The sequence below is a fragment of the Rhodanobacter sp. UC4452_H20 genome (assembly GCF_052978205.1).
In genome coordinates this window covers 3,371,562-3,397,806 of record NZ_CM129662.1, presented here as the reverse complement: position 1 = coordinate 3,397,806, position 26,245 = coordinate 3,371,562, and the positions used below count along the sequence as shown (strand labels likewise).

Annotated in this window: 28 protein-coding genes; 18 read left to right on the top strand and 10 right to left on the bottom strand. The window is 67.9% G+C overall.

Features of this window, described 5'->3' with window-relative positions; genetic code table 11:
- Nucleotides 1-2: 2 nt before the first annotated feature.
- Nucleotides 3-215 (bottom strand): helix-turn-helix transcriptional regulator, encoded by a 213-nt coding sequence (locus ACVCMC_RS15645; protein WP_395120321.1) that lies wholly within the window; start codon nt 213-215, stop codon nt 3-5.
- Nucleotides 212-856, bottom strand: a complete 645-nt coding sequence (locus tag ACVCMC_RS15640; RefSeq protein ID WP_447097969.1) for a hypothetical protein — start codon at nt 854-856, stop codon at nt 212-214. The genes ACVCMC_RS15645 and ACVCMC_RS15640 overlap by 4 nt, the downstream gene beginning before the upstream one ends.
- Nucleotides 857-1,007: 151 nt before the next feature.
- Here ACVCMC_RS15640 and folE point away from each other — a divergent pair, with 151 nt between their 5' ends.
- Nucleotides 1,008-1,610, top strand: coding sequence for a GTP cyclohydrolase I FolE (gene folE, locus ACVCMC_RS15635; protein ID WP_395120323.1), 603 nt, complete (start codon nt 1,008-1,010; stop codon nt 1,608-1,610).
- A 2-nt stretch (nt 1,611-1,612) separates the two neighbouring features.
- On the top strand, nt 1,613-1,942 hold the full coding sequence (locus tag ACVCMC_RS15630) for an EF-hand domain-containing protein (protein WP_447097968.1): 330 nt from the start codon (nt 1,613-1,615) through the stop codon (nt 1,940-1,942).
- Nucleotides 1,943-1,963: 21 nt separating this feature from the next.
- Here the strand turns inward: ACVCMC_RS15630 and ACVCMC_RS15625 are convergent, their stop codons facing one another.
- The gene (locus ACVCMC_RS15625; protein WP_447097967.1) at nt 1,964-2,176 is read right to left on the bottom strand and encodes a helix-turn-helix transcriptional regulator; all 213 of its coding nucleotides are present in this window, start codon (nt 2,174-2,176) and stop codon (nt 1,964-1,966) included.
- 659 nt (nt 2,177-2,835) lie between these two features.
- On the opposite strand from ACVCMC_RS15625, the gene ACVCMC_RS15620 reads away from it, so the two are divergent.
- The 4 genes from ACVCMC_RS15620 to ACVCMC_RS15605 all read left to right on the top strand — a co-directional run bounded on the left by ACVCMC_RS15620 (nt 2,836) and on the right by ACVCMC_RS15605 (nt 7,947).
- The gene (locus ACVCMC_RS15620) at nt 2,836-3,360 is read left to right on the top strand and encodes a fimbrial protein (RefSeq protein ID WP_395120326.1); all 525 of its coding nucleotides are present in this window, start codon (nt 2,836-2,838) and stop codon (nt 3,358-3,360) included.
- Between the two features lie 95 nt (nt 3,361-3,455).
- Entirely contained in the window at nt 3,456-4,190 is a 735-nt protein-coding gene (locus ACVCMC_RS15615; RefSeq protein WP_447097966.1) for a fimbrial biogenesis chaperone, read from the top strand.
- The gene (locus ACVCMC_RS15610; RefSeq protein ID WP_447097965.1) at nt 4,187-6,949 is read left to right on the top strand and encodes a fimbria/pilus outer membrane usher protein; all 2,763 of its coding nucleotides are present in this window, start codon (nt 4,187-4,189) and stop codon (nt 6,947-6,949) included. Before ACVCMC_RS15615 ends, ACVCMC_RS15610 begins: the two co-directional genes overlap by 4 nt.
- Nucleotides 6,946-7,947, top strand: a complete 1,002-nt coding sequence (locus tag ACVCMC_RS15605; protein WP_447097964.1) for a fimbrial protein — start codon at nt 6,946-6,948, stop codon at nt 7,945-7,947. The genes ACVCMC_RS15610 and ACVCMC_RS15605 overlap by 4 nt, the downstream gene beginning before the upstream one ends.
- A gap of 40 nt (nt 7,948-7,987) precedes the next feature.
- Here ACVCMC_RS15605 and ACVCMC_RS15600 read toward each other — a convergent pair whose 3' ends face one another.
- Both ACVCMC_RS15600 and ACVCMC_RS15595 read right to left on the bottom strand, forming a co-directional pair.
- The gene (locus ACVCMC_RS15600; protein WP_395120330.1) at nt 7,988-8,350 is read right to left on the bottom strand and encodes a hypothetical protein; all 363 of its coding nucleotides are present in this window, start codon (nt 8,348-8,350) and stop codon (nt 7,988-7,990) included.
- Between the two features lie 223 nt (nt 8,351-8,573).
- Complete coding sequence (locus ACVCMC_RS15595) at nt 8,574-9,320, bottom strand: ferredoxin--NADP reductase (RefSeq protein ID WP_395120331.1); 747 nt, start codon at nt 9,318-9,320, stop codon at nt 8,574-8,576.
- Nucleotides 9,321-9,411: 91 nt separating this feature from the next.
- Between ACVCMC_RS15595 and ACVCMC_RS15590 the strand changes: the two genes are divergently transcribed.
- The 3 genes from ACVCMC_RS15590 (at nt 9,412) to ACVCMC_RS15580 (ending at nt 12,024) form a co-directional block, all read left to right on the top strand.
- Entirely contained in the window at nt 9,412-10,374 is a 963-nt protein-coding gene (locus ACVCMC_RS15590; protein ID WP_447097963.1) for an ABC transporter ATP-binding protein, read from the top strand.
- Nucleotides 10,371-11,147, top strand: coding sequence for an ABC transporter permease (locus tag ACVCMC_RS15585; protein ID WP_447097962.1), 777 nt, complete (start codon nt 10,371-10,373; stop codon nt 11,145-11,147). Before ACVCMC_RS15590 ends, ACVCMC_RS15585 begins: the two co-directional genes overlap by 4 nt.
- 157 nt (nt 11,148-11,304) lie before the next feature.
- Nucleotides 11,305-12,024, top strand: coding sequence for a pseudouridine synthase (locus tag ACVCMC_RS15580; protein ID WP_395120334.1), 720 nt, complete (start codon nt 11,305-11,307; stop codon nt 12,022-12,024).
- Between the two features lie 91 nt (nt 12,025-12,115).
- Here the strand turns inward: ACVCMC_RS15580 and tsaD are convergent, their stop codons facing one another.
- Nucleotides 12,116-13,177: a tRNA (adenosine(37)-N6)-threonylcarbamoyltransferase complex transferase subunit TsaD gene (tsaD, locus tag ACVCMC_RS15575; RefSeq protein WP_447097961.1), complete on the bottom strand. Its 1,062-nt coding sequence runs from the start codon at nt 13,175-13,177 to the stop codon at nt 12,116-12,118.
- Between the two features lie 68 nt (nt 13,178-13,245).
- Here tsaD and rpsU point away from each other — a divergent pair, with 68 nt between their 5' ends.
- From rpsU to ACVCMC_RS15545, 6 genes are all read left to right on the top strand, one after another.
- Nucleotides 13,246-13,461, top strand: coding sequence for a 30S ribosomal protein S21 (rpsU, locus tag ACVCMC_RS15570; RefSeq protein ID WP_007081639.1), 216 nt, complete (start codon nt 13,246-13,248; stop codon nt 13,459-13,461).
- A 171-nt stretch (nt 13,462-13,632) separates the two neighbouring features.
- Nucleotides 13,633-14,079: a GatB/YqeY domain-containing protein gene (locus ACVCMC_RS15565; RefSeq protein ID WP_395120336.1), complete on the top strand. Its 447-nt coding sequence runs from the start codon at nt 13,633-13,635 to the stop codon at nt 14,077-14,079.
- An 83-nt stretch (nt 14,080-14,162) separates the two neighbouring features.
- Nucleotides 14,163-14,333, top strand: coding sequence for a DUF1328 domain-containing protein (locus ACVCMC_RS15560; protein ID WP_136257740.1), 171 nt, complete (start codon nt 14,163-14,165; stop codon nt 14,331-14,333).
- A 98-nt stretch (nt 14,334-14,431) separates the two neighbouring features.
- The gene (gene dnaG, locus ACVCMC_RS15555; protein ID WP_447097960.1) at nt 14,432-16,168 is read left to right on the top strand and encodes a DNA primase; all 1,737 of its coding nucleotides are present in this window, start codon (nt 14,432-14,434) and stop codon (nt 16,166-16,168) included.
- 130 nt (nt 16,169-16,298) lie between these two features.
- A complete protein-coding gene (locus ACVCMC_RS15550) occupies nt 16,299-16,919 on the top strand; it encodes a DedA family protein (protein ID WP_447097959.1) in 621 nt (206 codons plus the stop codon).
- 119 nt (nt 16,920-17,038) lie between these two features.
- Nucleotides 17,039-18,094 (top strand): bile acid:sodium symporter family protein, encoded by a 1,056-nt coding sequence (locus tag ACVCMC_RS15545; protein ID WP_447097958.1) that lies wholly within the window; start codon nt 17,039-17,041, stop codon nt 18,092-18,094.
- A gap of 127 nt (nt 18,095-18,221) precedes the next feature.
- Here the strand turns inward: ACVCMC_RS15545 and ACVCMC_RS15540 are convergent, their stop codons facing one another.
- Complete coding sequence (locus ACVCMC_RS15540) at nt 18,222-18,941, bottom strand: hypothetical protein (RefSeq protein ID WP_447097957.1); 720 nt, start codon at nt 18,939-18,941, stop codon at nt 18,222-18,224.
- A 285-nt stretch (nt 18,942-19,226) separates the two neighbouring features.
- Here ACVCMC_RS15540 and ACVCMC_RS15535 point away from each other — a divergent pair, with 285 nt between their 5' ends.
- Together ACVCMC_RS15535 and ACVCMC_RS15530 are read left to right on the top strand one after the other, a co-directional pair.
- Nucleotides 19,227-20,219, top strand: a complete 993-nt coding sequence (locus ACVCMC_RS15535; RefSeq protein WP_447097956.1) for a sensor histidine kinase — start codon at nt 19,227-19,229, stop codon at nt 20,217-20,219.
- Nucleotides 20,216-21,001 (top strand): LytR/AlgR family response regulator transcription factor, encoded by a 786-nt coding sequence (locus ACVCMC_RS15530; RefSeq protein WP_395120342.1) that lies wholly within the window; start codon nt 20,216-20,218, stop codon nt 20,999-21,001. Before ACVCMC_RS15535 ends, ACVCMC_RS15530 begins: the two co-directional genes overlap by 4 nt.
- A 55-nt stretch (nt 21,002-21,056) precedes the next feature.
- Here ACVCMC_RS15530 and mgtA read toward each other — a convergent pair whose 3' ends face one another.
- Together mgtA and ACVCMC_RS15520 are read right to left on the bottom strand one after the other, a co-directional pair.
- Nucleotides 21,057-23,696 carry a magnesium-translocating P-type ATPase gene (mgtA, locus tag ACVCMC_RS15525; protein WP_447097955.1) on the bottom strand — a complete coding sequence of 880 codons (2,640 nt, stop codon included), beginning with the start codon at nt 23,694-23,696 and terminating at the stop codon, nt 21,057-21,059.
- A 101-nt stretch (nt 23,697-23,797) separates the two neighbouring features.
- Nucleotides 23,798-24,025, bottom strand: coding sequence for a hypothetical protein (locus ACVCMC_RS15520; protein WP_395120344.1), 228 nt, complete (start codon nt 24,023-24,025; stop codon nt 23,798-23,800).
- 453 nt (nt 24,026-24,478) lie between these two features.
- Here ACVCMC_RS15520 and ACVCMC_RS15515 point away from each other — a divergent pair, with 453 nt between their 5' ends.
- On the top strand, nt 24,479-25,237 hold the full coding sequence (locus tag ACVCMC_RS15515) for a 4'-phosphopantetheinyl transferase family protein (protein WP_447097954.1): 759 nt from the start codon (nt 24,479-24,481) through the stop codon (nt 25,235-25,237).
- Nucleotides 25,238-25,337: 100 nt separating this feature from the next.
- Here ACVCMC_RS15515 and cyoE read toward each other — a convergent pair whose 3' ends face one another.
- Nucleotides 25,338-26,240, bottom strand: a complete 903-nt coding sequence (gene cyoE / locus ACVCMC_RS15510; RefSeq protein ID WP_447097953.1) for a heme o synthase — start codon at nt 26,238-26,240, stop codon at nt 25,338-25,340.
- Nucleotides 26,241-26,245 lie beyond the last annotated feature (5 nt).

Sequence of the window (26,245 nt, the reverse complement as noted above, 5' to 3'; positions counted from 1 at the left end):
CCTCAGCGTCGCCAGCGGAACACGTCCTCCACCCCCACGCCGAACGCATGGGCAATACGGAAGGCCAGCTCCAGCGACGGCGCGTATTTGCCGCCTTCCAGCGCGATCACCGTCTGCCGCGTGATCCCGCAGGCATCGGCCAGCGCCTGCTGGGTCATTTCGCCATGCTCGAAGCGCAGCTTGCGGATGCTGTTGTCGATCGGCGTGCCGCTCATGCGCTGCGCCGGTCGTGCCAGTAGGCCATGCCGGTAGCCAGGTATTCCAGCAGGCACGACGCCATCAGGCCGACGATCAGCACGTTGGCGACCGCCATCGGCCGGGCCCAGGCGAGGCGTTCCAGCGGCGAGAACGCGAACATCACGGCCAGGCCGATCACGAACACCGACAAGCCGACCCGCGCCCAACCGCAGGCGCGCGCCTCGATCTGGCGATCGCGCTCGTCCTGTTCCACCGTGTCGCGCCAGCGATGCCGCAGCAACTGCATCACCACCAGCCAGCCGACCACCAGCATGCCGATGTGCCGGCCGATCGCCGAGGCCTCCGGCGCCATCGACCCATCCGCAGCCACCATCTGCGAACCGCGCAGGAGGTAGTAGGCGCCGATGGCCGCGGTGAAGACCAGGCCGATCCAGGCCCGCTGCTCGCCCGGCGACACCGGTGCCGCCGACTCGTCCCGGGCCGCCATCGCGGCGGATTCCTGGAGCGTGGCCCAGAGCAGGTACCAGACCAGCCAGGCGCCACCAAGCACGGCCAGCCCGCCGGGCCAGCCCAGATCCACGTCGGGCAGCACGAACAGCACGTAGAACGCCGCCACGGACAGCGGAACCAGGACGAAGTAGCGCAGGTTGCGCGACATGGTGTCATCTCCATCGGACGTTATGTATGTTATACATTACATCATGTCTTGTCAGACGGACAATGGCCTCCCCGCGCGGGAACCCCGGCGACACAGACGTCATCAGGTTGGGAACGTTAAACTGGCAAATCAGCCATCCCGAGGCCCCCGCATGAACGAAGAGCATCATTCCCAGGAAGTCAGTCAGCAGCAGGCCGAGGACGCGGTGCGTATCCTGCTGCGCTGGGCCGGCGACGACCCCACGCGGGAGGGCCTGCTGGACACGCCCAAGCGGGTGACCAAGGCCTACCGGGACTGGTTCTCGGGCTACGAATCGGACCCGGCGGAGTTCCTGCGGCGCACCTTCGAGGAAGTGGCCGGCTACGACCAGATGGTGGTGCTGCGCGACATCCAGTTCGAGAGCCATTGCGAGCACCACTTGGCGCCGATCATCGGCCGCGCCCACGTCGGCTACATGCCGACCAACCGCGTGGTCGGCATCAGCAAGCTGGCCCGCGTGGTCGACGGCTTCGCACGCCGCCTGCAGGTGCAGGAGAAACTCACCGCGCAGATCGCCCATTGCATCCAGGAAACCCTGCAGCCCAGCGGCGTGGCGGTGGTGATCGACGCCAGCCACCAGTGCATGACCACCCGCGGCGTGCACAAGCGCGGCGTGTCGATGGTGACCAGCCAGATGCTGGGCAGCTTCCGCGACGATGTGCGCACGCGCAACGAGTTCCTGCAGTTCATCGGCATCCACGGCAGCGCCCGCTGAACATGCACCCCCGCTGGTGCGCCGTGCCGCTGCTGTGGCTGGCAGCCCTTGCGCACGCGCAGGATTCACGCGTCGCCTACCTGGGGTTCTTCGATCGCGACGGCGACGGCAAGGTCAGCGTCGCCGAATACGTCCAGTACATGAGCCGCGGCTTCGCGCAGATGGATGCCAACGGCGACGGCGTGCTGGAAACCGACGAGTTGCCGGGCCGCCGCGGCGAGCCGATTTCGCTCCCGGCATTCCAGGACAACCTGCGCCGCCAGTTCCATCGGCTGGACCGCAACCATGACGGCAGCCTGGATGCGCGCGAGTTGACCGCGCCGCCGCGCTGATCCGGCCGGCCTGCTCCGCGCTCACCCCGGCCCGCCGGGATCCACGCCAGGGAAGAAGATCGACTCGATCGGCCGTCCGAACAGGCGCGCGATCTTGAATGCCAGCGGCAGGCTGGGGTCGTACTTGCCGGTCTCGATCGCGTTCACTGTCTGCCGCGACACGTCCAGGCGCTCGGCCAGCTCGGCCTGCGACCATGCCTGTTCGCCGCGCAACTCGCGCAGGCAGTTGTTCATCGGCGGGACTCCGATGTCGATCGGCCCTGCTGCGGGGCGGGCTTGTTGCCCGGCATTTTTCGCAAAGAGGCGAGGCGCCTGCTCACGACGAAGCGGGCCGTCGGATCAACCGCGAGAAAAGGCAAGGCGGATGCCGGCGTGACCGGTTTTCCGGCTGTTCGCAGCCGCGGGCGCAACGGCGAGAGAGGGATTCGCCGCTGGCGAAAGGGGTTCACGGCGGGCTCCGGACGCGCGGGCAATCTTCCCGCCGCGAAGCTATCGGGCCGGCCCAGTAGCGTCAAGTTTACTTGACCAAAGCTAAGCAATCAGACGAGGTGCGGTTGCTCAAGCTTCATATATCAGTACAATTTGTGACGCAGTTCGCACTTTATGTGACGCAATCTGTAGGGGAACGCCGACAAACGCTGCCAATTTTTTGCCCCACGGCAGAAAAGCCACATGGCAGGTCGTGGCGGCGAGGGGGAATCCGGACGATCAGGATGATTGGCATGCCGGTTGCTTTAGCCACCGCAAGCCACGGTAGATCGTGGTCTGCATTTCATCCGGGGGGAATGAATTTAGCCAGAACCCGCCGGTTTACCAGATGCCTTGCCGCCAACGGGCCTTTCCTCGTGCGGCGATGCCGAGATCCCGAAACCATCCATCCAACGAGGAACACCATGAACAAGACTCTGCTTTCCACCGCACTGGTCGCCGTGATCGCCGCCACCGCCTTCGCGCCGACCGCCCAGGCAGCCAACACCGGCACCATCACCATCTCCGGCAAGGTTCTGTCCGACACCTGCACCGTCGCCGTCAATGGCGGCGCCACCGTGGCGCTGCCCACCGTGATGACCGCCAGCCTGGGCACCGTGGGCGCCACCGCCGGCACCACGCCGTTTACCGTTGCGCTGACCGGCTGCGACACCAACACCACCACCGCCGCGATGAGCTTCAGCGGCAGCAACATCGACGCCGGCACCGGCAACCTGAAGAACACCGTCGTCGGCGGCTCCAACGTGCAGATCCAGTTGCTCAATGGCGCCTCCCTGATCAACGCGTCCAGCGGCGCCAATGCTCCGGTGATCAACGTCACCAGCGGCAGCGGCAGCGTGGCCATGAACGCCCGCTACGTCGCCGCCAGCGCCGCGGCCACCGCCGGCCTGGTCGCCTCGACCGTCAACTTCACCCTGAGCTACCAGTAAGCGCGACATCGGCGCGCCGCAGTCGCCATGGCGGCTGCAGCGCGCCGTTTTTTTGCCAGCCGCCACTACCGCTCCACCGTCCCGGGAACCCTCCGATGAAGAACCTGCTCGCCCTTGGCGCCATGCTGATCGCCCTGACGGCTGTCAGTGGCGCGGCCGACGCCAGCGTCGTGATCGGCGGCACCCGCGTGGTGTTCCCGGCCGCCAGTGGCGAAGTCACCGTGCGCCTGAACAACAACGGCCAGCAACCAGCCCTGGTCGAAGCCTGGATCGACGCCGGCAATCCCGATTCCACCCCCGATACCGCGCGCGTGCCGTTCCTGATCACGCCGCCGCTGTTCCGCATGAACGCCGGCAAGGGCCAGAGCCTGCGCATCGTCTACACCAGCCAGCCGCTGCCGACGGATCGCGAGTCGCTGTTCTGGCTGAACGTGCTCGAGATCCCGCCCAAGCCCGGCACCGTCAATGGCGAGACGCAGAACACCTTGCAGTTCGCCGTGCGGTCGCGGCTGAAGCTGTTCTTCCGCCCGGCCGGCCTGGCCGGCAACCCGCTGACCGCCGCCTCGCAGATCACCTGGTCGGTGGCCAGCGACGGCCATGCGCTGGTGGCGCACAACCCGACGCCTTACCACGTCACGTTCAGCAAGGTGTCGCTGAGTGCCGGCAAGGCGGCGTTGGCGACCGACGCGGGCATGGTCGCGCCGCTGTCGACCTTGCGCCTGCCGCTTGCCGAAGGCGCACCGGCCCCTGCCGCCGGCACCGCCGTCGCGTTCACCACGATCAACGACTTCGGCGCCGCCGACGCCAACCAGGGCACGATCACGCCGTGAAGCGCGCACGCGCCCGCGCATCGACGCCCTGCGCGCGCGCAGTCGCCAGCCGTCGGCTGGCGTTGTCGATCCTGCTGGCGCTGGCCACCGCCGCCGGTGCCGCCCACGCTGCCGCGGCCAACGCCGACGCCGGCGCCGCGGCCGACGCGGCGGATGCCAACTTCGACCGCAGCATGCTCGCCGGCGCGGGCCAGAACACCACCGACCTGTCGCGCTTCGAACGCGGCAATTTCGTGCCTGCCGGAAACTACAGCGTCGACATCTACCTCAACGACGCGCCGGTCGGCCGCCGCGACGTGCGCCTGGCCGCGCCCTCGCCCGACGCCAGCGCCACGCCCTGCGTGACCCCGGCGCTGCTGGACACCCTGGGTCTGCACCCGGCCGATCTCTCCGACGCGCTGCTTGCGGAAATGGCCGACCCTGCCGCCTGCGTCGACATCACGCGCGTGATCCCGGGCGCCAGCCTCGGCTTCGACCTCGGCGACCTGCGACTGGACGCCAGCGTGCCGCAGGCGTTCCTGGGCCGCGTGGCGCGCGGTTATGTCGACCCGCAGTACTGGGACGAAGGCGTGACCGCGGGCCTGCTCAACTACAACTTGAACAGCTACCGCACCAGCGCCGGCGGCCTGCACCAGACCTCGACCTACCTGGGCCTGGATGCCGGCATCAACTTGGGCGCCTGGCGGGTCCGCCACGACTCGACGCTGGACTGGCAATCGGGCACCGGCGCGGCCGGCTCCACGCACCACTGGCAGAATATCGCCACCTACGCCCAACGCGACCTGACCGCACTGCGCGCGCAGCTGACCGTGGGCGACTCCTGGACCAGCGGGGAGATCTTCGACAGCTTCGGCCTGCGCGGCGTGCAGATCGCCACCGACGACCGCATGCAACCGCAGTCGCTGCGCGGCTACGCACCCACCGTGCGCGGCGTGGCCGACAGCAACGCCAAGGTGGTGGTGCGCCAGAACGGCATGCTGATCTACCAGACCACGGTCGCGCCCGGCCCGTTCGTGATCGACGACCTCTATGCGACCGGCTACGGCGGCGATCTCGAAGTCAGCGTGACCGAAGCCAGCGGCCGCGTGCACAGCTTCTCGGTGCCCTACGCCTCGGTGCCGCAGCTGCTGCGCCCCGGCGTCAACCGCTTCAGCATCGCGGCGGGGCAGATGCGCGAGCAGACCATCGAGGACGAGCCGAACGTGGTGCAGGCCACCCTGCAGCACGGCTTCACCAACCTGCTCACCGGCTATGCCGGCGTGGTGGGCTCGGAAGGTTACGGCGCCATGCTGCTGGGCAGCGCGCTGAACACCCGCTACGGCGCGTTCGCGATGGACATCACCGGCGCGCGCACGCGCATCCCCGGCCTCGACACCATGTCCGGCCAGAGCGTACGGCTGAGCTACAGCAAGATCATGGCGCCCACCGGCACCTCGCTGTCGGTGGCGGCCTATCGCTATTCCACCAGCGGCTACCTGACTTTGCGCGATGCGGCGCGCGCGCGCGACTACGCGCAACGCGGCCTGCCGGTGTTCGCCAGCGGCCCGGCCCGGCCGATCCTGATCAACGGCGTGCCGGTGGCCGGCCTGCTCACCCCGCAGCAGCAGGCGGCGCTGGCCGGCATCAACTACACCGGCGCGCTGGACACCGTGGGCGTCGATCGCCAGCGCAACAATTTCAGCATCAACCTCAGCCAGCGCCTGGGCGCGACCGGCGGCTCGCTGTACGTCACCGGTTCGGCGCGCGACTACTGGAACCGCGGTGGCACCGACACCCAGTTCCAGGTCGGCTACAACAACTCGGTGGGCCGGCTGAACTACAACGTCTCGGCCAGCCGCGAGCGCAACCTGTTCGGGCGCAGCGAAAACCGCTTCATGCTCAACCTCACGATCCCGCTGGGCAACGGCGCGCATGCGCCGATCCTCACCGGCGCGCTGAGCCGCACCGGCAGCGACGCCACGCAGGAGCAGGCCACCGTCAGCGGCACCGCCGGCAGCAACGACCAGTTCAACTACGGCGTCACCGCCACCCACGACAACGGTCGCGACAGCGGCTCGGTGGGCACCAGCGGCAGCGTCAACGCCGGCTATCGCGGCAGCCACGTGCAGGTCAACGTCGGCGTCGGCGCGGGCAGCGGCTATTCGCAGGCCTCGTTCAACCTGGCCGGCGGCATCGTCGCGCATCCCGGCGGCGTCACCTTCGGCCAGCCGCTGGGCGACACCGTGGGCCTCGTCGAGGCACGGGACGCCGCCGGCGCGCGGGTCATCAACGCCGCGGGCGTGAGGATCGGGCACAACGGCTATGCGCTGATCCCGTACCTCACCCCGTACCAGCTCAACCGCATCGACATCGACCCCACCGGCCTGTCGCTGGACGTGCAGTTGGACAACACCAGCGCGCAGATCGCGCCGCGCGCCGGCGCGGTGGTGCTGATCAAGTTCAAGAGCGAAAGCGGCCGCTTCGTGCTGATCCAGACCCGCCTGGCCGACGGCAACACGCTGCCGTTCGGTGCCGAAGTGGATGACGCGCGCGGCACGCTGGTGGGCGTGGTCGGCCAGGCCGGGCAGATCATGGCGCGATTGCCGAACGACAGCGGCTCGCTGCGGGTGAACTGGCAAACGGATGATGGCGCATCGCAGTCGTGCACCCTCCCCTATGACCTCGCAAAGTCGAACGGCACGGCTGCGGGAATCCGGCGGATCGAGGCCACCTGCGTCGCACCCGACCTTCGAGCAAAGCTTGCAGAGGCCCGCCCATGAGCAACGGTCCCATCACCTCCATCCCGCGGGCATTCCGATTGCCGAACCGGTGGCTCCTGCTGCTGGCTTGCACCCTGCTGGCAGCAACGCCCGTCGCGCATGCCGGCTGCTCCTTCAGCCGTGGCGACTCAACAGGCACGTATTCCGTTGGCGTCCCGGCGACCATCGTCAACGATCCCGGCATCCCGGTGGGCGCCACGCTCTACACCTCCGGCCTGACCGGAATCAGCCAACCGGTGAGTTTCAAGTGCAACGGCAACCAGAACTACTGGGGCCTGACGAACCGTGCCGGCGCGACTCCCGCTGCCGGGCAATACCTGTTCCCGATCGGCACCACCGGCATCAGCTTCCGGATCACCCAGACTTCGGGCAGTTACCCCGGACTCATCGGCCCCTGGCCGTTCCAGAGCCTGGACGGCAGCTCCACCTGGACTGAAGCGGACCCCGTCACGGTCGAGCTGGTGAAGACCGGCAATATCGCCGACGGCACGGTGGTGTCCGGCGCGCTCGCCGACTTTCAGGCCGGCACCGTCAGCAACAACATTGTCGACGCATCCATCGTGCTGGCCGGATCGCTGACTTTCGTGGCCCCGGCCTGCAGCGTGCCGTCAAGCCTGACCGTGCCGCTGCCGACGGTCACCACCAGCGCTCTCGCCGGCGGGACCGGCGTGACCACGGGTGACAAGCCTTTCGCGATCCCGCTGACCTGCTCGGCAAACGCCAAGCTGGCGATCACGCTGGACTCGACCAACCCGGTCAACCGACCCAACGGCGTGTTGTCGAACAGCGGGACGGCAACCGGAGTCGGTATCCAGATCGTCTGGAACGGCGCGCCGGGAACCAGCGGCAATCCGGTCGCGCTGGGCACGGCCGTCACCTTCAACGCGGCCAGTGGTGCGTCGCAAATCCCGCTGGTCGCACGCTACTACCGGACCACGGGAGCGCTTGCATCGGGGTCGGTCACGGCGACAGCCACCTATACGTTGACCTACCCCTGAAGGACGCGCGACAACGCCGGATGGCGGGTCCGACCCCTCCTCACTCGTAGGTGTGCACGACAAGCTTCGCGGCGGTTGCGCCATGCTGGTTGCGGGTGAAATAGGTCAGCAGGCGATCGCCGGCGACACGCGTCGCATCCAGATCCAGCACCACGCGCGAATACGGCCGCCCTGGATCGGTCGCGGTCTGGCCGCAGGCGAGTCGCAGCGGCGCGCGGGCGTCGACGGCCGGGGCGGCGATGCTGGCGGCAAGGTAGTGGGCCGGCACGGTACAGGTCGGTTCGACCACCGCGCCGGAAAACGAGATGCGCCCACTGGCGGCCTTGGCCACCGAGAAGGCGCCCAGCAGAGCCAGCGCCATCCATGCGCCTCCGACCACGTTGCTGCTCCACGAACTCCTCATGCCCTGCACCTCTTGCGCAAACCCGCCTGTGACGGGGCGACTCAAGTGGCTTTTCGGCAGCGCTTGTACGGGCTTTAGCGGCGGAGCCGGCGCGCATCGCAAACTGTGATGTGCGTCACGTTTCAGCCGGGCAAGAACGCCATGCCGCTTCCATGTCCGCCTGCATACCGCCCCGCGCGTGATGCGCGCGTGGAAGAGGCGTGAACCGGGAAGGTCGGCGACGTCAGCGGGAGGAGATGTACTTCTCGCGGCGGATCTGTTTCACCGGCAGGCCGAACTCCTGCAGGGCGGCGTAGGCGGCATCGACCATGTTGGGGTTGCCGCAGAGGTAGGCGATGTCGCGTTCGGCGCTGGGCCCGAGTTCGGCCAGCACGTGCTGCACGTGGCCGGCGCGATCGCCGGGGCGCGGCACGGCGCGGGCCTCGCGGCTGAGGCAGCCGTGGAACAGGAAGCCGGGGTGGCGCTGCGCGAACGCCTCGAACTCCTCGCCGTAGAGCAGTTCGGTTTCGTTGCGGGCGCCGTACAGCAGCACCACTTCGCGATTGCCGCCCGCCAGCAGTTTCTCGATCTGCGGCAGCATCGCGCGGTACGGGGTGACCCCGGTGCCGGTGGCCAGCAGCAGGTAGCGCGGGTGGGTGTCGGCCTCCTGCAGGCAGAAGCGGCCGTACGGGCCACTGGCGTCGATCACGCCGCCGACCGGCAGCTCGCCGAGCAGCTTCGTCGCGGCGCCGCCTTCGACGTAGCTCACCGCGATCTCGATGTGCGGCACGGGCGAGGAGCCGTCGCCCACGCTGCCCACCGAATAACTGCGCTTGGTCGGCGTGCCGTCGTCGTAGTGGAAATGCACCTGCAGGAACTGGCCCGGCTGGAACGCCAGCGGTTGCCCGTCGACACGCTCGAACACCAGGTGGCGCACCGTCGGTGCGAGCATGCGGGCGTCGACGAGACGGAGCTGGAAGGATTCGGCCATGGTTTTCCCGAAACAGTGTGTGCGTCGGGCGGGCCCGGACGGTGATGGTCAGCCCCGTATAATAAGCGGCTTGTCCCCCTTGGCGCAGCCCATGTCCTTCACCCAAAACGATTCGCCCCCCGCGCTGGTCGTCGACAATCTGCGCAAGGTCTACCGCAACGGCGTGGAAGCGCTCAAGGGCGTCAGCCTCACCGTGCAGCAGGGCGACTTTTTCGCCCTGCTCGGCCCCAATGGCGCGGGCAAGTCGACCCTGATCGGCATCCTCTCCTCGCTGGTCAACGCCAGCAGCGGCGATGCATTGGTGTTCGGCCGTTCGGTCATGCGCGAGCGCAGTGCGGCGATGCAGCTGATCGGGCTGGTGCCGCAGGAGATCAACTTCAACCAGTTCGAGAAGCCGTTCGACATCTGCGTCAACGAGGCCGGCTTCTACGGCATCCCGCGCAGGCTCGCCGCCGAACGCGCCGAGAAATACCTCAAGGAGCTGCGCCTGTGGGACAAGGCGTTCCATCAGGCGCGCGAGATGTCCGGCGGCATGAAGCGGCGCCTGATGATCGCCCGCGCGATGATGAACGAGCCCAAGCTGTTGATCCTGGACGAGCCCACCGCCGGCGTGGACATCGAGATCCGCCGTTCGATGTGGCACTTCGTCAGCGCCATCAACGCGGCCGGCACCACGGTGATCCTGACCACGCATTACCTGGAGGAAGCCGAGTCGCTGTGCCGCAACATCGCGATCATCGACCACGGCACCATCATCGAGAACACCAGCATGAAGCGCCTGCTGGCGACGCTGGACGTGGAGACTTTCGTGCTCGACCTGGCCGAACCGCCGGGCGAGCTGCCGACCGTGGCCGGCATCGCTCTGCGCCGCATCGACGAGCGCACCCTGGAGGCCGAGATGGCCCGCAAGCAGGATCTCAACACGCTGTTCAGCGCACTCACCCACCACGGCATCACGGTGCATTCGATGCGCACCAAGACCAATCGGCTGGAGGAACTGTTCGTGCGGCTGGTCGAACAAGGCCGCACCCCGGAGCGGGAGAAGGCGGCATGAGCAGTTCCACCAACCTGGTCGCGCTGTACACCGTCGCGCGGCGCGAAATCGTGCGCATCCTGCGCATCTGGACCCAGACGCTGATCCCGCCCGTCATCACGATGACGCTGTACTTCATCATCTTCGGCAAGCTGATCGGCAGCCGCATCGGCCCGATTGCGGGCGGGTTCAGCTACATGCAGTACATCGTGCCCGGCCTGGTCATGATGTCGGTCATCAACAACAGCTACATGAACATCTCCAGCTCGTTCTACGGCGCGAAGTTCCAGCGCTCGGTGGAGGAGATGCTGGTGGCCCCGATGGCCAACTGGGCGATCCTCTGCGGTTACGTGATCGGCGCGGTCGCACGCGCCCTGGTGGTCGGCGCGCTGGTGCTGGTGGTCGCGCTGTTCTTCACGTCGCTGCACGTGGCGCACCCGCTGACCGCGCTGGCCGCGGTGTTGCTGGGCGCGGTGATCTTCGCGCTGGCCGGGTTCATCAACGCAGTGTTCGCCAGCAAGTTCGACGACATCGCCCTGGTGCCCACCTTCGTGATCACGCCGCTGACCTACCTGGGCGGCGTGTTCTACTCGATCGACATGCTGGGCGAGCCATGGCGCGCGATATCGCACGCCAACCCGATCCTGTACATGGTCAACGCCTTCCGCTACGGCGTGCTCGGCATCAGCGACGTGTCGGTGGGCTGGGCCTTCGCGGTGATGCTGGGGTTCATCGCCGGGCTGTCGATCGCGGCGCTGCAACTGCTCAGGCGCGGCGTGGGGCTGAGGAGCTGAGAATCGGGAATAGGGAATCGAGAATAGGTAAAAGCTGCAGAACGTGAGCCACGCGCCTCGCCCAATGCCCGAAAACCATACGAAATCCGATCAGAGCGACCTCACCCAACCTCACCGATTCCCGATTCCCGATTCCCCATTCCCGATTCCCGGCCTTATGCGCGTAAACAAGTACATCAGCGAAGCCGGCCTGTGTTCGCGCCGCGAAGCCGACGAGTGGCTGCTCGCCGGCCGCGTGAGCATCAACGGCGAGGTGGTCGGCACCGGTGCCAAGGCGCTGGACGGCGACGAGGTGCGCGTGGATGGCGAGATCGTCCGGGCGCGCGTGCTGGCCGCCACGCCGGCGGCGAAGAAGGCGGTCTACATCGCGCTGAACAAGCCGGTCGGCATCACCTGCACCACCGACCAGAGCGTGGCCGGCAACATCGTGGATTTCGTCGACCACCCGCAGCGGATCTTCCCGATCGGCCGGCTGGACAAGGATTCCGAAGGGTTGATCCTGCTCACCAGCAATGGCGACATCGTCAACGAGATCCTGCGCGCGGAAAACCACCACGAGAAGGAATACCTGGTCGGCGTGAACAAGGCGGTCACCGACGAGTTCATCGCCGGCATGAGCAAGGGCGTGCGCATCCACGGCCAGCTGACCCAGCGCTGCCGCGTGCGCCGGATCGCGAAGTTCGGCTTCGCCATCGTGCTGACCCAGGGCCTGAACCGGCAGATCCGCCTGATGGCGGCGGCGTTCGGCTATCGCGTGACCCAATTGCGCCGCGTGCGCATCGACAACGTGAAGCTGGCCCACCTGAAACCCGGCCAGTGGCGCAACCTCACCGACGCGGAGCTGAAGGGCTTGCTGCCCGGGCGCACGCAATGGTGAGCGCGTAACCGCTTTGTAGGGCGGGCACTGCCCGCCGGCTTTTCGACGTACCAAGACCAGGAGCGGCGGGCGGTGCCCGCCCTACGGCAGCTCAGGCAGCCGGCAACGTCTGCAGGTCCCAGCGCGGGCGCACCTGCACGGTTTCGTCCTGCTGCTGGCCGCTGGCCAGCCGGATCGCGCCGGCCAGGGCGATCATCGCGCCGTTGTCGGTGCAGAACTGCAGGCGGGGGAAGTACGTGCGGAAGCCGTCCTTCTCGCCTGCCGCCGCCAGATCCGCACGCAGCCTGCGGTTGGCGCCCACCCCGCCGGCGATCACCAGCCGGCGGGTGCCGGTGGCCTCCAGTGCGCGGCGGCACTTGATCAGCAGCGTCTCCACGATCGCCTCCTCGAAGGCGCGGGCCACGTCGGCGCGGGTCTGCTCGCTCTGGTCCGATTTCTGCCAGGCCAGCAGCACCTGGGTCTTCAGGCCGGAGAAGCTGAAATCCAGCCCGGGCCGGTCGGTCATCGGCCGCGAGAAGCGGAACACCCCCGACCGGCCCTGTTCGGCCAGTTTCGCCAGCGCCGGTCCGCCCGGGTAGGGCAGGCCCATCAGCTTGGCGGTCTTGTCGAAGGCCTCGCCGGCGGCGTCGTCCAGGGTGTCGCCCAGGATGGTGTACTGGCCGATCGCCTTGACCTCGACCAGCAGCGAATGGCCGCCGGACACCAGCAAGGCCACGAACGGCGGCTGCGGCGGGTCCTGCTCCAGCAGCGGGGCCAGCAGGTGGCCTTCCATGTGGTGGACGGCGACGGCCGGCACGTCCAGCGCCCAGGCCAGCGCGCGGCCCACCGAGGCCCCCACCAGCAGCGCGCCGACCAGGCCGGGACCGGCCGTGTAGGCCACCCCGCCGAGATCGCGCACGCCCAGCCCGGCCTGCGCCAGCGCCTCGCGGATCAGCGGCAGCAGCTTGCGCACGTGGTCGCGGCTGGCCAGCTCGGGCACCACGCCGCCGTAATCGGCGTGCAACTTGATCTGGCTGTACAGGGTATGGGCCAGCAGGCCCGCCCCCGGGGCATCCGGCTGCCAGCGCAGGATGGCTACGCCGGTCTCGTCGCAGGAGCTCTCGATGCCCAGCACCGGCCGGTGGGCCGGCTTTGAAAAATCTTTGTTATCCACGGTATAATTCGCGGCTCACCACTTTCCACTGTCCCGCACAGGCGGGCAGATTACCACCTGGAGTTTCCATGCCCAACGTAAAAGTTCGCGAGAACGAGCCGTTCGAGATCGCACTGCGTCGTTTCAAGCGTACCTGCGAGAAGGCCGGCGTGCTGGCCGAGACGCGCAAGCGCGAGTTCTACGAGAAGCCGACCCAGGAGCGCAAGCGCAAGCGCGCTGCCGCCGTCAAGCGCCACCTGCGTCGCCTCTCGCGCGACGTTTCGCGCAAGGTCCGCCTGTACTGAGCGCCCTCCCCGCCGCGCGTCGGCGGGTCGAGCGGCAACAGTCATGCGGCAGGCGCGGGTTCTCGCTGCCGCCGCAAGCATCCGGATAGGCCATGGCCGGCGTTGTTCCCAGGGACAACGCCGGCTTTGCCGTTTCCGACGAATCGGAATTCCACCCAACGAGGCATCGCCATGACGCTCAAGCAGCAGCTCACCGAGGACATGAAGACCGCCATGCGCGGCGGCGACAAGCCGCGGCTGGGCGTGATCCGGCTGATGCTCGCGGCGATCAAGCAGCGCGAGGTGGATGAGCGCATCGAGCTGGACGATGGCCAGGTGCTCGCCGTACTGGAAAAGATGATGAAGCAGCGCAAGGACTCGGTCAGTCAGTACGTTGCCGCCCAGCGCGAAGACCTGGCCGAGGTGGAGCGCGCCGAGATGGCCGTCATCGAAACCTACCTGCCCGCCAAGCTGGGCGAAGCCGAGATCGACGCGCTGATCGCCGCCGCGATCGCCGACACCGGCGCCAGCTCGCCGCGGGACATGGGCAAGGTGGTGGCCGCGGTGAAGGACAAGGCCGCCGGCCGCGCCGACATGGGCGTGGTGTCCGCACGCATCAAGGCCCGCCTGGCCGGCTGACGCGCCGCCCGGTCGGCGATGCGCCGCCTTCACGCCGATCCCGCTACAACCTCCGGAAACCCCATCGCCTTCCGGAGGACCGCATGCTGAAGTGGGCCATCATCTTCGCCATCATTTCGCTGATCACCGGCTGGCTCGGCTTCGGCGGCGTATCCGGCGCCACCGCGACCATCGCCAAGGTGCTGTTCGCGTGCTTCGTGATCCTGTTCCTGCTCGCAGTGCTGGCCCTGGTCGGCGTGATCAGCCTGTTCTAGCCGGCCCGACCACGCGCCGGCGCCAGGTCGCCTCGCGGTATGCCACCGGTCGGCGCCAGTGCGCCTCCCCGGCGGCGACCGACTAGACTAGGCGGTCTATGCGCGGCCTGATCCCCGACAGCTTCATCGATGAACTGCTCGCCCGCGTCGACATCGTCGACGTGATCGAGCGGCGCGTGCCGTTGAAGAAGGCCGGCCGCGAGTGGACCGCCTGCTGCCCGTTCCACAACGAGCGCACGCCGTCGTTCTACGTCAGCCCGGCCAAGCAGTTCTTCCACTGCTTCGGCTGCGGCGTGCACGGCAGCGCGATCAAGTTCCTGATGGACTACGACCGGCTGGAGTTCCCCGACGCGGTGGAGGAACTGGCGCAGTCCGTGGGCCTCACCGTACCGCGCGAAGGCGGCCGCGACGAGCGCCCGCGCGAGGACAAGACCGATCTCTACGCCCTGCTCGACGCCAGCGCCAGCTGGTACCAGCAGCAGCTGCCGGGCAGCGTCGAGGCGAAGGCGTATTGCACGAAGCGTGGCCTGGACGCCGATACCATCGCGCGCTTCCGTCTCGGCTGGGCGCCGGCCGGCTACGACGGCGTGAGCAAGGCGCTGGGCAGCAGCCCGCGCCGCATGGAGCTGCTCGAGGAGGCCGGCATGGTTTCCACCGGCGAACGCGGCAGCAAGTACGACCGCTTCCGCGAACGGCTGATGTTCCCGATCCTCGACCGGCGCGGGCGCGTGATCGCCTTCGGCGGGAGGGTGCTCAGCTCGGAGCAATCCCCCAAGTACCTCAATTCGCCGGAGACCACGCTGTTCCACAAGGGCCGCGAGCTGTTCGCGCTGTGGCAGGTGAAGCAGGCCAACACGAACCTGACCCGCATCGTGGTGGTCGAGGGCTACATGGACGTGATCGCGCTGCACCAGGCCGGCCTGCCGATCGCGGTGGCCACGCTGGGCACGGCGACCACGCCCGAGCACACCGAATTGCTGTTCCGCGCCGCGCCCGACGTGGTGTTCTGCTTCGATGGCGACCGCGCCGGCCGCGCCGCGGCGTGGAAGGCGCTGGAATCCGCGCTGCCGCGGCTGCGCGACGGCCGCCAGGCGTATTTCCTGTTTCTGCCCGACGGCGAGGACCCCGATTCGCTGGTGCGCAAGGAAGGCAAGGCCGGCTTCGAACGGCGCATCAAGGAAGCGATGCCGCTGTCGGACTATTTCTTCAACGAGCTGTCGCGCGATGTCGACATGGCCAGCCTCGACGGGCGCGCGCGGCTCGCCGAGCGCGCGCGGCCGCTGATCGCGAAGCTGCCTGACGGCGCCTTCCGCGACCTGATGGCGCAGGAGCTGGAAAAACGCAGCGGCGCCCGCGCGATGCTGCAGGCCGACCCCGCCGCCCATCGCGCGGTGCAGCGTCCGATGGCGGTGCAGCGCAGCCTGGTGCGCAGCGCCATCTCGCTGCTGCTGACCCAGCCGGGGATGGCCGACCGGGTGGAGAAACCCTACCGCTTCCTGCGCCTGGACAAGCCCGGCGTGGAGCTCCTGGCCGAACTGCTCGACCTGGCGCGCGCGCGTCCCGGCATCAACCCGGCGATGCTGGTGGAGCATTTCGCCGAGCGGCCGGAATACCCGGCGCTGCAGAAACTGATGGCCGCCACCGTGGTGGGCGAAGCGGAGGCGCAGGCCGCCGAGTTCTTCGACGCCCTGCGGCGGATGGAGGAAGAATCCGTCCGCCAGCGCCGCGACGCGCTCACCGCCAAGAGCCGCGAAGGCGCGCTGGACAGCGCCGAGAAGGCCGAGCTGCGCGAACTGCTGGCCGCCCGCGTGGCCCCGCCGACGGCGCCGGCATGAACGCCGCCGCGCTGCCGGAGGCCGCACGCGCCGTGCGGCATGCTGTCCCGGCGCGCCGCAAGGGCGCCGCGGCTGTGGGATCATGCACGGCCGCGACCGGGACGCGACGGCAGAAGGCACGAAAACACTGATGGATCTGCTGCAGCAGCTGGTCACGATCTTTGCCGAGAACGGCTACCTGGCGGTCTTCATCGCGCTGATGATCTGCGGCGCCGGGTTGCCGCTGCCGGAAGACATCACCCTGGTCGCTGGCGGCGTGATCGCCGGTCTGGGCTATGCCAACGTGCACGCGATGGTCGCGCTGGCGATGTTCGGCGTGCTGCTGGGCGACTGCGCGATCTTCCTGCTCGGCTACCGCCACGGCGCGCGCATCCTGCAATGGCGCTTCGTGGCGCGCATCCTCACCCCGGCGCGCTACGCCAAGGTGCAGGAGAAGTTCCACCGCTACGGCAACCGCGTGCTGTTCATCGCGCGCTTCCTGCCCGGCATGCGCACCACGATCTATCTCACCGCCGGCATGACCCACCGGGTCTCGTTCCTGCGCTTCCTGCTGCTCGACGGCAGCGCCGCGCTGATCAGCGTGCCGTTCTGGGTCTACCTGGGCTTCGTCGGCGCGGACAACCACCAGTGGTTGCTGACGTGGATGCATCGCGGCCAGGCCAGCCTGTGGGTGCTGCTGGGCATCCTGCTGCTGGTGCTGCTGGTCTCCTGGTGGCGGCACCGCCGCCGCGCCCGCTGCACGCTGGACTGAACCGCCTGCATGGTCAGGAGCGTGGGCGCTAGAAATCTTCCGGGCTGCAAAAGCGCCTGCGTGGTCCATATTCCCGCCGCTTCTTGGCCCATAGAACCACTATGGGCCAGCGAATCGTCATGAATCTGTTCTCACGCAGCCACTTTTTCGCCTCGAAAGTTTCTACCGCCCACGCTCCTGGGCGTCGCGCGGTTCCCGACAACTTCACGCTGGCCCTGCTCGGCACGGTGCTGCTGGCCTCGCTGCTGCCCTGCGAGGGCGGAACGGCACGCGTGTTCGACCTCGTCACCGATGCGGCCATCGCGCTGCTGTTCTTCCTGCACGGCGCCAAGCTGCCGCGCCAAGCGATCGTGCAGGGCATGACGCACTGGCGGTTGCACCTGACCGTGCTGGCCAGCACCTTCGTGCTGTTTCCGTTGCTCGGCCTGGCGCTGCGCCCGCTCGGCGACGCCGTGCTGACGCCAGAGCTGAGCCTGGGCCTGCTGTTCGTGTGCCTGCTGCCGTCGACCGTGCAATCGTCGATCGCGTTCACCTCGATCGCCGGCGGCAACGTGCCGGCCGCGGTGGTCAGCGCGTCGACGTCCAACCTCCTCGGCATCGTGCTGACCCCGTTGCTGGCGGGATTGCTGCTGGAAAGCCACGGCAGCGGCGTCTCCTGGCATGGCGTACTGGACATCGTGCTGCTGCTGTTGCTGCCGTTCGCGCTCGGCCACTTCGCCCGACGCTGGATCGGCACTTTCGTGGACCGGCACAAGCCGCTGCTTGGCTTCACCGACCAGGCCACGATCCTGCTGGTGGTCTACACCGCCTTCAGCGCTGCGGTGGTCGAAGGCCTGTGGCACGACACGCCGCCGTCTTCCCTGCTCGCCATCCTGGCCGCCTGCGCGCTGCTGCTGGCGGTGGTGATGCCGACCGTCACCTGGGCCGCGCGCCGGCTGGGCTTTTCGCGCGAGGACGAGATCACCATCGTGTTCTGCGGCTCCAAGAAGAGCATGGCCAGCGGCATCCCGATGGCGAAGATCCTCTTCGCCGGCCAGGCCGGCGGCCTCGGCGCGCTGGTGCTGCCGCTGATGGTCTTCCATCAATTGCAGTTGATGGTGTGCGCGGTGGTGGCGCGGCGTTACGCGGCGCGGCGCGTGCATTCGATGGTCGGGGATGATCGCGAGGCGGACTGATGGTTGGGGCAGTCGCGAGGACCGCATGGACGACCAGCCCCTGCAGGGGACGACAGCGGCGGCTGACGAGTTCCGCTCCCCTGCGCATTTCGGGCGAATTTCGAAGTTGCACGAATCCGTCGTTTCCTCAGAGTGATGGCGATTTCACTTCCTTTGTCTGATCCACCCTCGCAGGCCTCTGCGCGCGGTACCGCTTCGACAGCGCGACCCGCAGCGCCCAGAAGACAAGCAGGCCGATCACCAGAAGCTCCGGCAGTTGGAGCAGGAACGAGCCCTGCAAGGTCTCCGGGAAGAGGTCCTGTTGCCCGGTGAAAAACGAGCTGGCCGCGATATAGAGCGCCACGGACATTCGCCAGAGGTGCTGCAGGACTCGGGATCGGCGTTTCAGGCCGCCACGCGCGAGCGTCCATGCATCGCTGACGGCACCGAAGGCGGCGATCCCGGAAAACACGAAGTAGATCGCCGCGGGAACGACGAACGTGCCGTCGAGCACGTCTGCGCGGCCGCTCCGGGCCTCGATGCCAAGATGCAGGCCATAGGCGGCAACCGAAACCCCGACGGCCAGTACAAGCCATTCCAGGATGCCGGCCTCGCCGTCGGCGCGCCGGGCGGCGAGCCGGCCCGAACTGACCAGATAGGCCGTCAGTACCGCCGCCAATACCGAGACACGCACGCCCGCCAGGACGGCGATATATCCACCCATGACCGCCATCACCAGCATCGAGGCAAAGAAGACGCGACCCGCCATGCGATGGGGCAGACTGCCCTTCGCCGCGATCATGGCCGCGGCTCCGGACAACAGACCCAGGGCTCCGCCAACGATATGCACCATCAACTGCCACGTCATGTCCCACCCCTCTCCCGTGCCGGATTTCGCGAGCGAAACGTTGACCGCGGGAAGGCGCGAAAGCGAGCCGTTTGCGATGGACGACGGCCTGGGCGGGTCGACTGACGATCGCCGTGGACGAACGGCGGCGATGGGCTGCGGAGCCGGGTCGCACAGTGCGAATCCACCCGCACCCTACTTTATAGTTGGTCCATGGCGACCACGGCTCCCGCGCTAGAACCACGAGGTCTGCACCCCCGCCTGCTGGGCTGGCGACGCGTGCGGCTCGTACTGATGACGAGCCTGGTGCTGAGCGTTCTCCTGCTGCCGAGTTGGGAGGGTCCGTGGGCCGTGCTGTTTGTCCGCATGATGTTCCTGGGCCTGTTCCAGCTGATGGTCTTCGGACTGTTCGAGCGCTGGCCCAGGCGCCTGCCGCGCTGGATGGCGCGCTGGGTGCTGCAGGTCGCAGGCGTGGCGATTGCGGTGCCGTTCGCCGTGGCGATCGCCTATTCGCTGACCACGTTTGGCGACGCAGTGCCCTGGCCGCGCAATGCAGACCGGCTGTCCGGCTTCGCGATGATCACCGGGCTGGGCCTCCTGCTGACGCCATGGATCGCCATGACGGCGTTGTACCGGCACATCAACGGCCACGCGCAGCGCCAGGCGCTGGCCTTCGAGCTGGAACGCAGCGAGTACGAGCGCAATGCCGCGCAAGCCCGTCTGCGGCTGTTGCAGGCGCAGGTCGAGCCGCATTTCCTGTTCAACACGCTGGCCAACGTGCGCGAGCTGGTCGATTCCGGCTCGCCGCAGGCCTCCGCGGTGCTCGGCAGCCTGATCGCGTACCTGCGTGCGGCGGTCCCGCGCCTGCACGAGCCGATGACCACACTTGCACAGGAAATCGAGCTGGTGCGCGCGTATCTGGAAGTGATGCACATGCGCATGCCCGACCGCCTGCAGTTCACGCTGCACGCCGATGAAGCGGCCCTGGCATCGCATCTTCCGGCGATGACGTTGCTGACTCTGGTCGAGAACGCCGTACGGCATGGCATCGACCCGAGCGAGGAAGGCGGCCGGATCGATGTGCGCGTGCGCGTGAGGGACGGGCGCTGCCGCGCTGAAGTCATCGACACCGGCGTCGGCCTGGGGCGGGCCGGCGATGGGCTGGGCACCGGACTTTCGAACCTGCGCGAGCGCCTGCAGCTGGCTTTCGGCGGCGATACGCAGTTGCGGTTGCTGCCGCTCGAACCGAAGGGCGTCTGCGCCGAACTCGAGTTTCCTGCGCGGGAGAGGCCGGCATGAGCAGTTCGCGCCCCACTGCATTGATCGCCGATGACGAGCCGCTGTTGCGCAAGCAGCTGATGCGGCTGCTTGCGCAGGCCTGGCCCGAACTGCATGTTGTCGCCCAGGCGCGCAACGGCCGCGAGGCCGTCGAGCAGTTCGAGGCGCTGCGGCCCGACATCTGCTTTCTCGATGTGCATATGCCGGCCCTGTCCGGCGTGGAGGTGGCGCGCTTCATCGATCGCCGTGCACATCTCGTCTTCGTCACCGCGTTCGACCAGTACGCTGTGCAGGGCTTCGAACAGGGTGCGCTTGACTACCTGGTGAAGCCGGTGGAACTGGCACGCCTGAGCGACACGGTGGCGCGTCTGCAGGAACGATTGCGCGCCGCGCAACCGGTACCCGACACCCGCACGCTTCTGGAGCAACTGGAAGCGCACCTTTGCAAGAAGGCGGCACTGACGCCGCTGCGCTGGATCCGCGTTTCGGTCGGGCAGGCGCTGCGCCTGGTTTCGGTCGACCAGATCGACTTCCTGCGCTCTGACGAGAAGTACACCCTGGTTGCATGGCGCGGCGACGACGGCAAGACAGCCGGGGGATTGATCCGGACGCCGCTGAAGGAACTGGTGGCGCAACTGGATGCTGCGCATTTCGTGCAGGTGCACCGTTCCGTGGTGGTGAATCTCCGCGCGATCAGCCATGTCTTGCGTGGCGAAAACGAGACCGCGGACATCCACCTGAAGGGCCGCGCGGAGGTGCTGCCCGTGAGCCGCACGTATCTGCACCTGTTCCGCCAGATGTGACCCGCGCCGATCGGCGCAATCACCCGGGGTGCGGAATCAGAGACGCGGATGGCGATCAGAGCCAACGCCCGTACCTGCGGATGTAGATGACCTTCACCAGCTGGGTCAGCACGCAGTAGCTGGCCAGGGTCAGCGCCAGCCAGGCGAAGTACATCGGTGGCAGCGGCACCATGCCGATCTTGCCGCCGAGCGTGCTGAACGGGATCAGCATGCCGAGCACGATGATCGCGAGGGTCAAGCCGAGCACCGGCGCGGAGGCCACGCTCTGCAGGAACGGGATGCGCCGAGTGCGGATCATGTGCACGATCAGGGTCTGCGAGAGCAGGCCCTCGATGAACCAGCCGGACTGGAACAGCGACTGGTGCGCCGGCGAGTTGGCGCCGAAGTAGTGCCACATCAGCCAGAACGTGGTGATGTCGAAGATCGAACTGACCGGGCCGATCCACGCCATGAAACGGCCGATGTCGCCGGCATCCCACTTGCGCGGCTTGCTCAGGTATTCCTCGTCCATGCGGTCGAACGGGATCGACAGCTGCGAGATGTCGTACAAGAGGTTCTGCACCAGGATCTGCAACGGCAGCATCGGCAGGAACGGCAGGAACGCACTGGCCACCAGCACGCTGAACACGTTGCCGAAGTTCGAGCTGGCGGTCATCTTGATGTACTTCATGATGTTGCCGAAGGTGACGCGGCCTTCGAGCACGCCCTCCTCCAGCACCATCAGGTTCTTCTCCAGCAGGATGATGTCGGCCGACTCCTTGGCGATGTCGGTGGCGGTGTCGACCGAGATGCCGACGTCGGCATCGTGCAGCGCCGGCGCGTCGTTGATGCCGTCGCCGAGGAAGCCCACCGTGTGGCCGAGCCGCTGCAGCGAGCGCACCACGCGCGCCTTCTGCAGCGGCGACATCTTGGCGAACACGGTGACGCGCGCGACCAGCGCATCGAGCGCAGCGTCATCGAGCGATTCGATGTCGCGGCCCTGCACCGATTCGCCGACGTCGAGCCCGACCTCGCGGCAGATCTTGCGGGTCACCGCCTCGTTGTCGCCGGTGATCACCTTTACCGCCACGCCGTGCTGGTGCAGCGCGCGGATCGCCGTGGCGGCGGAGTCCTTCGGCGGGTCGAGGAAGGCCAGGCAGCCGACCGCCACCAGTCCTTCCTCGTCGGCCACGCCATAGGCATGCGCCTGCGCCGGTTGTCGCCGCACGGCCACCACCAGCACGCGCAGGCCGTCCTCGTTGAGGCTGTGCGTCATCGCCTTGATCGCGCGGCGGCGTTCCCCGGTCATCGGCTCGATCACGCCGCCGGTCTGCGCCCAGGCACAGATCGACAACATCTCCTCGACCGCGCCCTTGCAGATCAGCAGGTGCTCGCCCGCACCGTCGGCCAGCACCACCGACATGCGCCGGCGCTGAAAGTCGAACGGGATCTCGTCGACCACGCGATAGCGCGTCGCCGCCGCCTCCAGGTCGCGATGCGCCAGCACCGCCTTGTCGAGCAGGTTCTTCAGGCCGGTCTGGAACCGGCTGTTGAGGTAGCCGTATTCCAGCGCCTGGTCGGAGGCTTCGCCGTCGAGGTCGAGATGGCGCTCCAGCACGATCCGGTCCAGCGTCAACGTGCCGGTCTTGTCGGTGCACAGCACGTCCATCGCACCGAAGTTCTGGATCGCGTTGAGCCGCTTGACCACCACCTTGCGCCGCGACATCGCCAGCGCGCCCTTGGACAGGTTGGCGGTGACGATCAGCGGCAGCATCTCCGGGGTCAGCCCCACCGCGATCGACAGCGCGAACAGGAACGCCTCGCCCCAGTCGTGCTTGTCCAGCCCGTTGATCACGAACACCACCGGCACCATCACCGCCATGAAGCGGATCAGCAGCCAGCTCACCGAGCGGATGCCGCGATCGAAACTGGTCTGCACGCGCGCACCGGCCATGCTGTGCGCCAGCGAGCCGAGATAGCTGCGCGCCCCGGTGGCCAGCACCACCGCGCTGGCCGTGCCGCTGACCACGTTGGTGCCCATGTAGCAGACGCTGGCCAGTTCCAGCGGGTCGTCGACGACGCCGGGCACCGTCGCCGCGGGCGCCGCCTTTTCCACCGGCACCGACTCGCCGGTGAGGATCGCCTGGCTGATGAACAGGTCCTTGGCGCCGAGCAGGCGCAGGTCCGCCGGCACCATGTCGCCGGCGGCCAGCTGCACGATGTCGCCCACCACCAGTTCGCGCACCGGCACCTCGATCTGCTCGCTGTGGCCGTCCGAGGCGCGGCGCCGCACGGTGGCGGTGTTGCGCACCATCGCCTTGAGCTGCTCGGCGGCGCGCGAGGAGCGGTACTCCTGGGTGAAACTCAGCAACACGCTGATGCCCACCATCACCGCGATGATGAGCGGCCCGGTGAGATCGTTGCCGTCGGTGGCGAGCTGCACGCCGGCGAGCACCAGCAGCACCACGATGAACGGGTTGCGGAACGCGCGCAGCAACTGCAGCGACCAGTGCGGCGGCTTCTCGCGCGAGACCTCGTTCAGGCCGTCACGCTGCAGGCGCGCGCGTATCTGTTCGGCGTCGAGCCCGCCGGGGTTGCTCTGCAACGCGTCCAGCAGCGCCTCGGGGCTGCGAAACGCATGCCCGAGCGTGGCCGCAAGGGCGGGCGGCGGCGCACCGGCGGCATCGCGGCCGCGCGTCGGGAATGGCTTGCTCATCGGGTGCGTCCGGGTAACGCGTGGCCGGGAAAGACGCGCGTGGCGTCAGCGAATGCGCAGGGCGCGGACGGACTGCCCGGGGCAGCGTCCGCAGCGGTGGATCATCGGTGCGCGCGGCCCAGCCGCCGGCGACGCGGCGAGCGCAGGAACGAGGCCGGCTCGCGTCGTCCGTTGCGCGAGGGTTCCAGGGTTTGCGGCGAAGGGCTCGCCGACCCGGCCAACGGGGCCGGCACGGTCACGCTGAAATCACGCGGCAACGCCGCCGGCTGGGACGCCACGGCACGGACGCCGGCAAACGGCCAGCGGAAGAAATCGTGAAGGAGCTTCATCGGCTCATCTCCTGGTAACGACGCCGTCGGCGTCCTCAGGAGTGGGCCGGACTTTCCCTAGTGGAAAGCACCAGCCGACCGCAGGCGGTCGCCGCAGGCGTTCAACTTGTTGTTGTGCGGCGCCGGCACCCGAAGCGAGCGGATGTCGACGTTGCGACTAGGGTAAACGTCCATATGCCTTGGTTTGTCAGGACTGGAAGCCGTGCGGCGCAGCGCGCCGCAGGGCGCGCGCATTGTCGTGCCGCAGTGCAAAACTGTCAATCGCCGGGCCGCGCGTGACCTCGGAAAATGGATAGAAAAACTGCATGCCACCGGCGTGGGAAACGAACGCCACGACGGCGCGCGCTGCCCGATCCCACTATGCTTGCCCCCGACTCCCGGCACCACTCGCGGCACCAAAGATGGTCCGCGGCCTCGATTGCGTCGGGAGCCGATGGACGCAGGGAGACATTCTTGACAGCGCAAGACAGATCCAGCCGACCCTCGCCCGAATGCGACGGGCACGACGCGCTGCTGCGCAGCGCACGCTGGCTGGAAGTGGGCGATGATGACCCACGACTGCCCCCGGCCTTCGTGATCGAGTTCTCTTCCGCGGCGTTCGCCCTGCCTGCCTTCGAGCAGCATGGCGTGCCGCTTCCGGCTGCACTGCAGAGGGCCGTGCCCAAACGGCAGGCCGAGTTTCTGGCGGGCCGGATCGCGGCCCGCCACGCGATCGAGCGCCTCGGCGTCGTTGCGTCGATTCCTGGCATCGGATCATCGAGGGAACCACGGTGGCAGGCGGGCGTGACGGGAAGCATCACGCACACGCGCGACCTCGCTGGCGCAATCGCCGTCCAGGCGTCGGCCGTGAGGGGCATCGGCATCGACTTCGAGGAGGTCATCGAGGCCGCCGCCCGCGACGCGGTGCGGGAACTCGCCTTCACGCCGGGCGAACTCGCCTTGCTGGAGAAGCAGCACGGTCACTTGTCCGACGACATGCTCCTCACGATCGCGTTCTCCGCCAAGGAGAGCCTTTTCAAGGGTGCGCACGCGGCAGCCGGCCGCTACTTCGATTTCAGCGCCGCGCGGGTTTCCGCCTTGGACGCAGATGCCGGCCGCCTGACCCTGACGCTGGCGGAAACGCTCTGCCCCGACCTGCCGGAAGGCAGCTGCCACCCCGTCTGCTTCAGGATGCTCCGCCCCGACACGGTCGCGACCAGCTTCGTCTGGTGAAGGCGGCGACACCGCGCTCGCCTTCCGTCGCCGCCGACAACTCATCCGAAAATCCCCCGCCGAAGCCCCCCACCGACGCGCGCGCAGCCCGCGCCACCGTTCAACCGATCTGCTGCAGCACCGCCCCATGCTGCAGCAGCGGGTCGACCAGCCAGTGGTCGAGCAGCAGGAAGGCGAACAAGGCCATCAGGTACACGATGGAGTACTTGAATACTTTCATCGGGTACAGCTCGTCGGGCGGGTTGAGCAGGCGGATCGCGTAGTAGAGGAAGCCCGCGTCGAGCACGATCGCACCAGCCAGGTAGAGCAACCCGCTCATGCCGGTGATCGCCGGCAGCAGGGTCACCAGCACCAGCAGGATGGTGTAGAACAGCACCTGCCAGCGGGTGTAGACCACGCCGTGGGTGACCGGCAGCATCGGCACGCCGGCGCGTGCGTAATCCTCGCGGCGGAAAATCGCCAGCGCCCAGAAGTGCGGCGGCGTCCACACGAAGATGATCAGGCACAGCTGCAGCGCGAATGCGTGCAACTCGCCGGTGACCGCGGTCCAGCCCAGCACCGGCGGGATCGCGCCGGCGAGGCCGCCGATCACGATGTTCTGCGGCGTGGCGCGCTTCAGGTAGCGGGTGTAGACCAGCGCGTAGCCGATCAATCCGCCGAAGGTCAGCAGTGCGGTCAGCGTGTTGACCAGCAGCGCCAGCACCAGCATCGAGGCGATGCCCAGCAGTACCGCGAACGCCAGCGCCTGGTGCGCGGTGAGTTTGCCGGTGGCCAGCGGGCGGCGCGCGGTACGCACCATCAGTTTGTCGATCCGCTCGTCGATCAGGTGGTTGAACGCCGCCGCCGAACCGGACGCCATCCAGATGCCCAGCGTGCCGAACACCAGGCCGCGCCACGGCGGCAGGCCGGGCACGGCGAGGAACATGCCGATCACGGCGCAGAACACCAGCAAGGCGACGACGCGCGGCTTGGTCAGCTGCAGATATTCGCGGATCAACTCCATCTCGC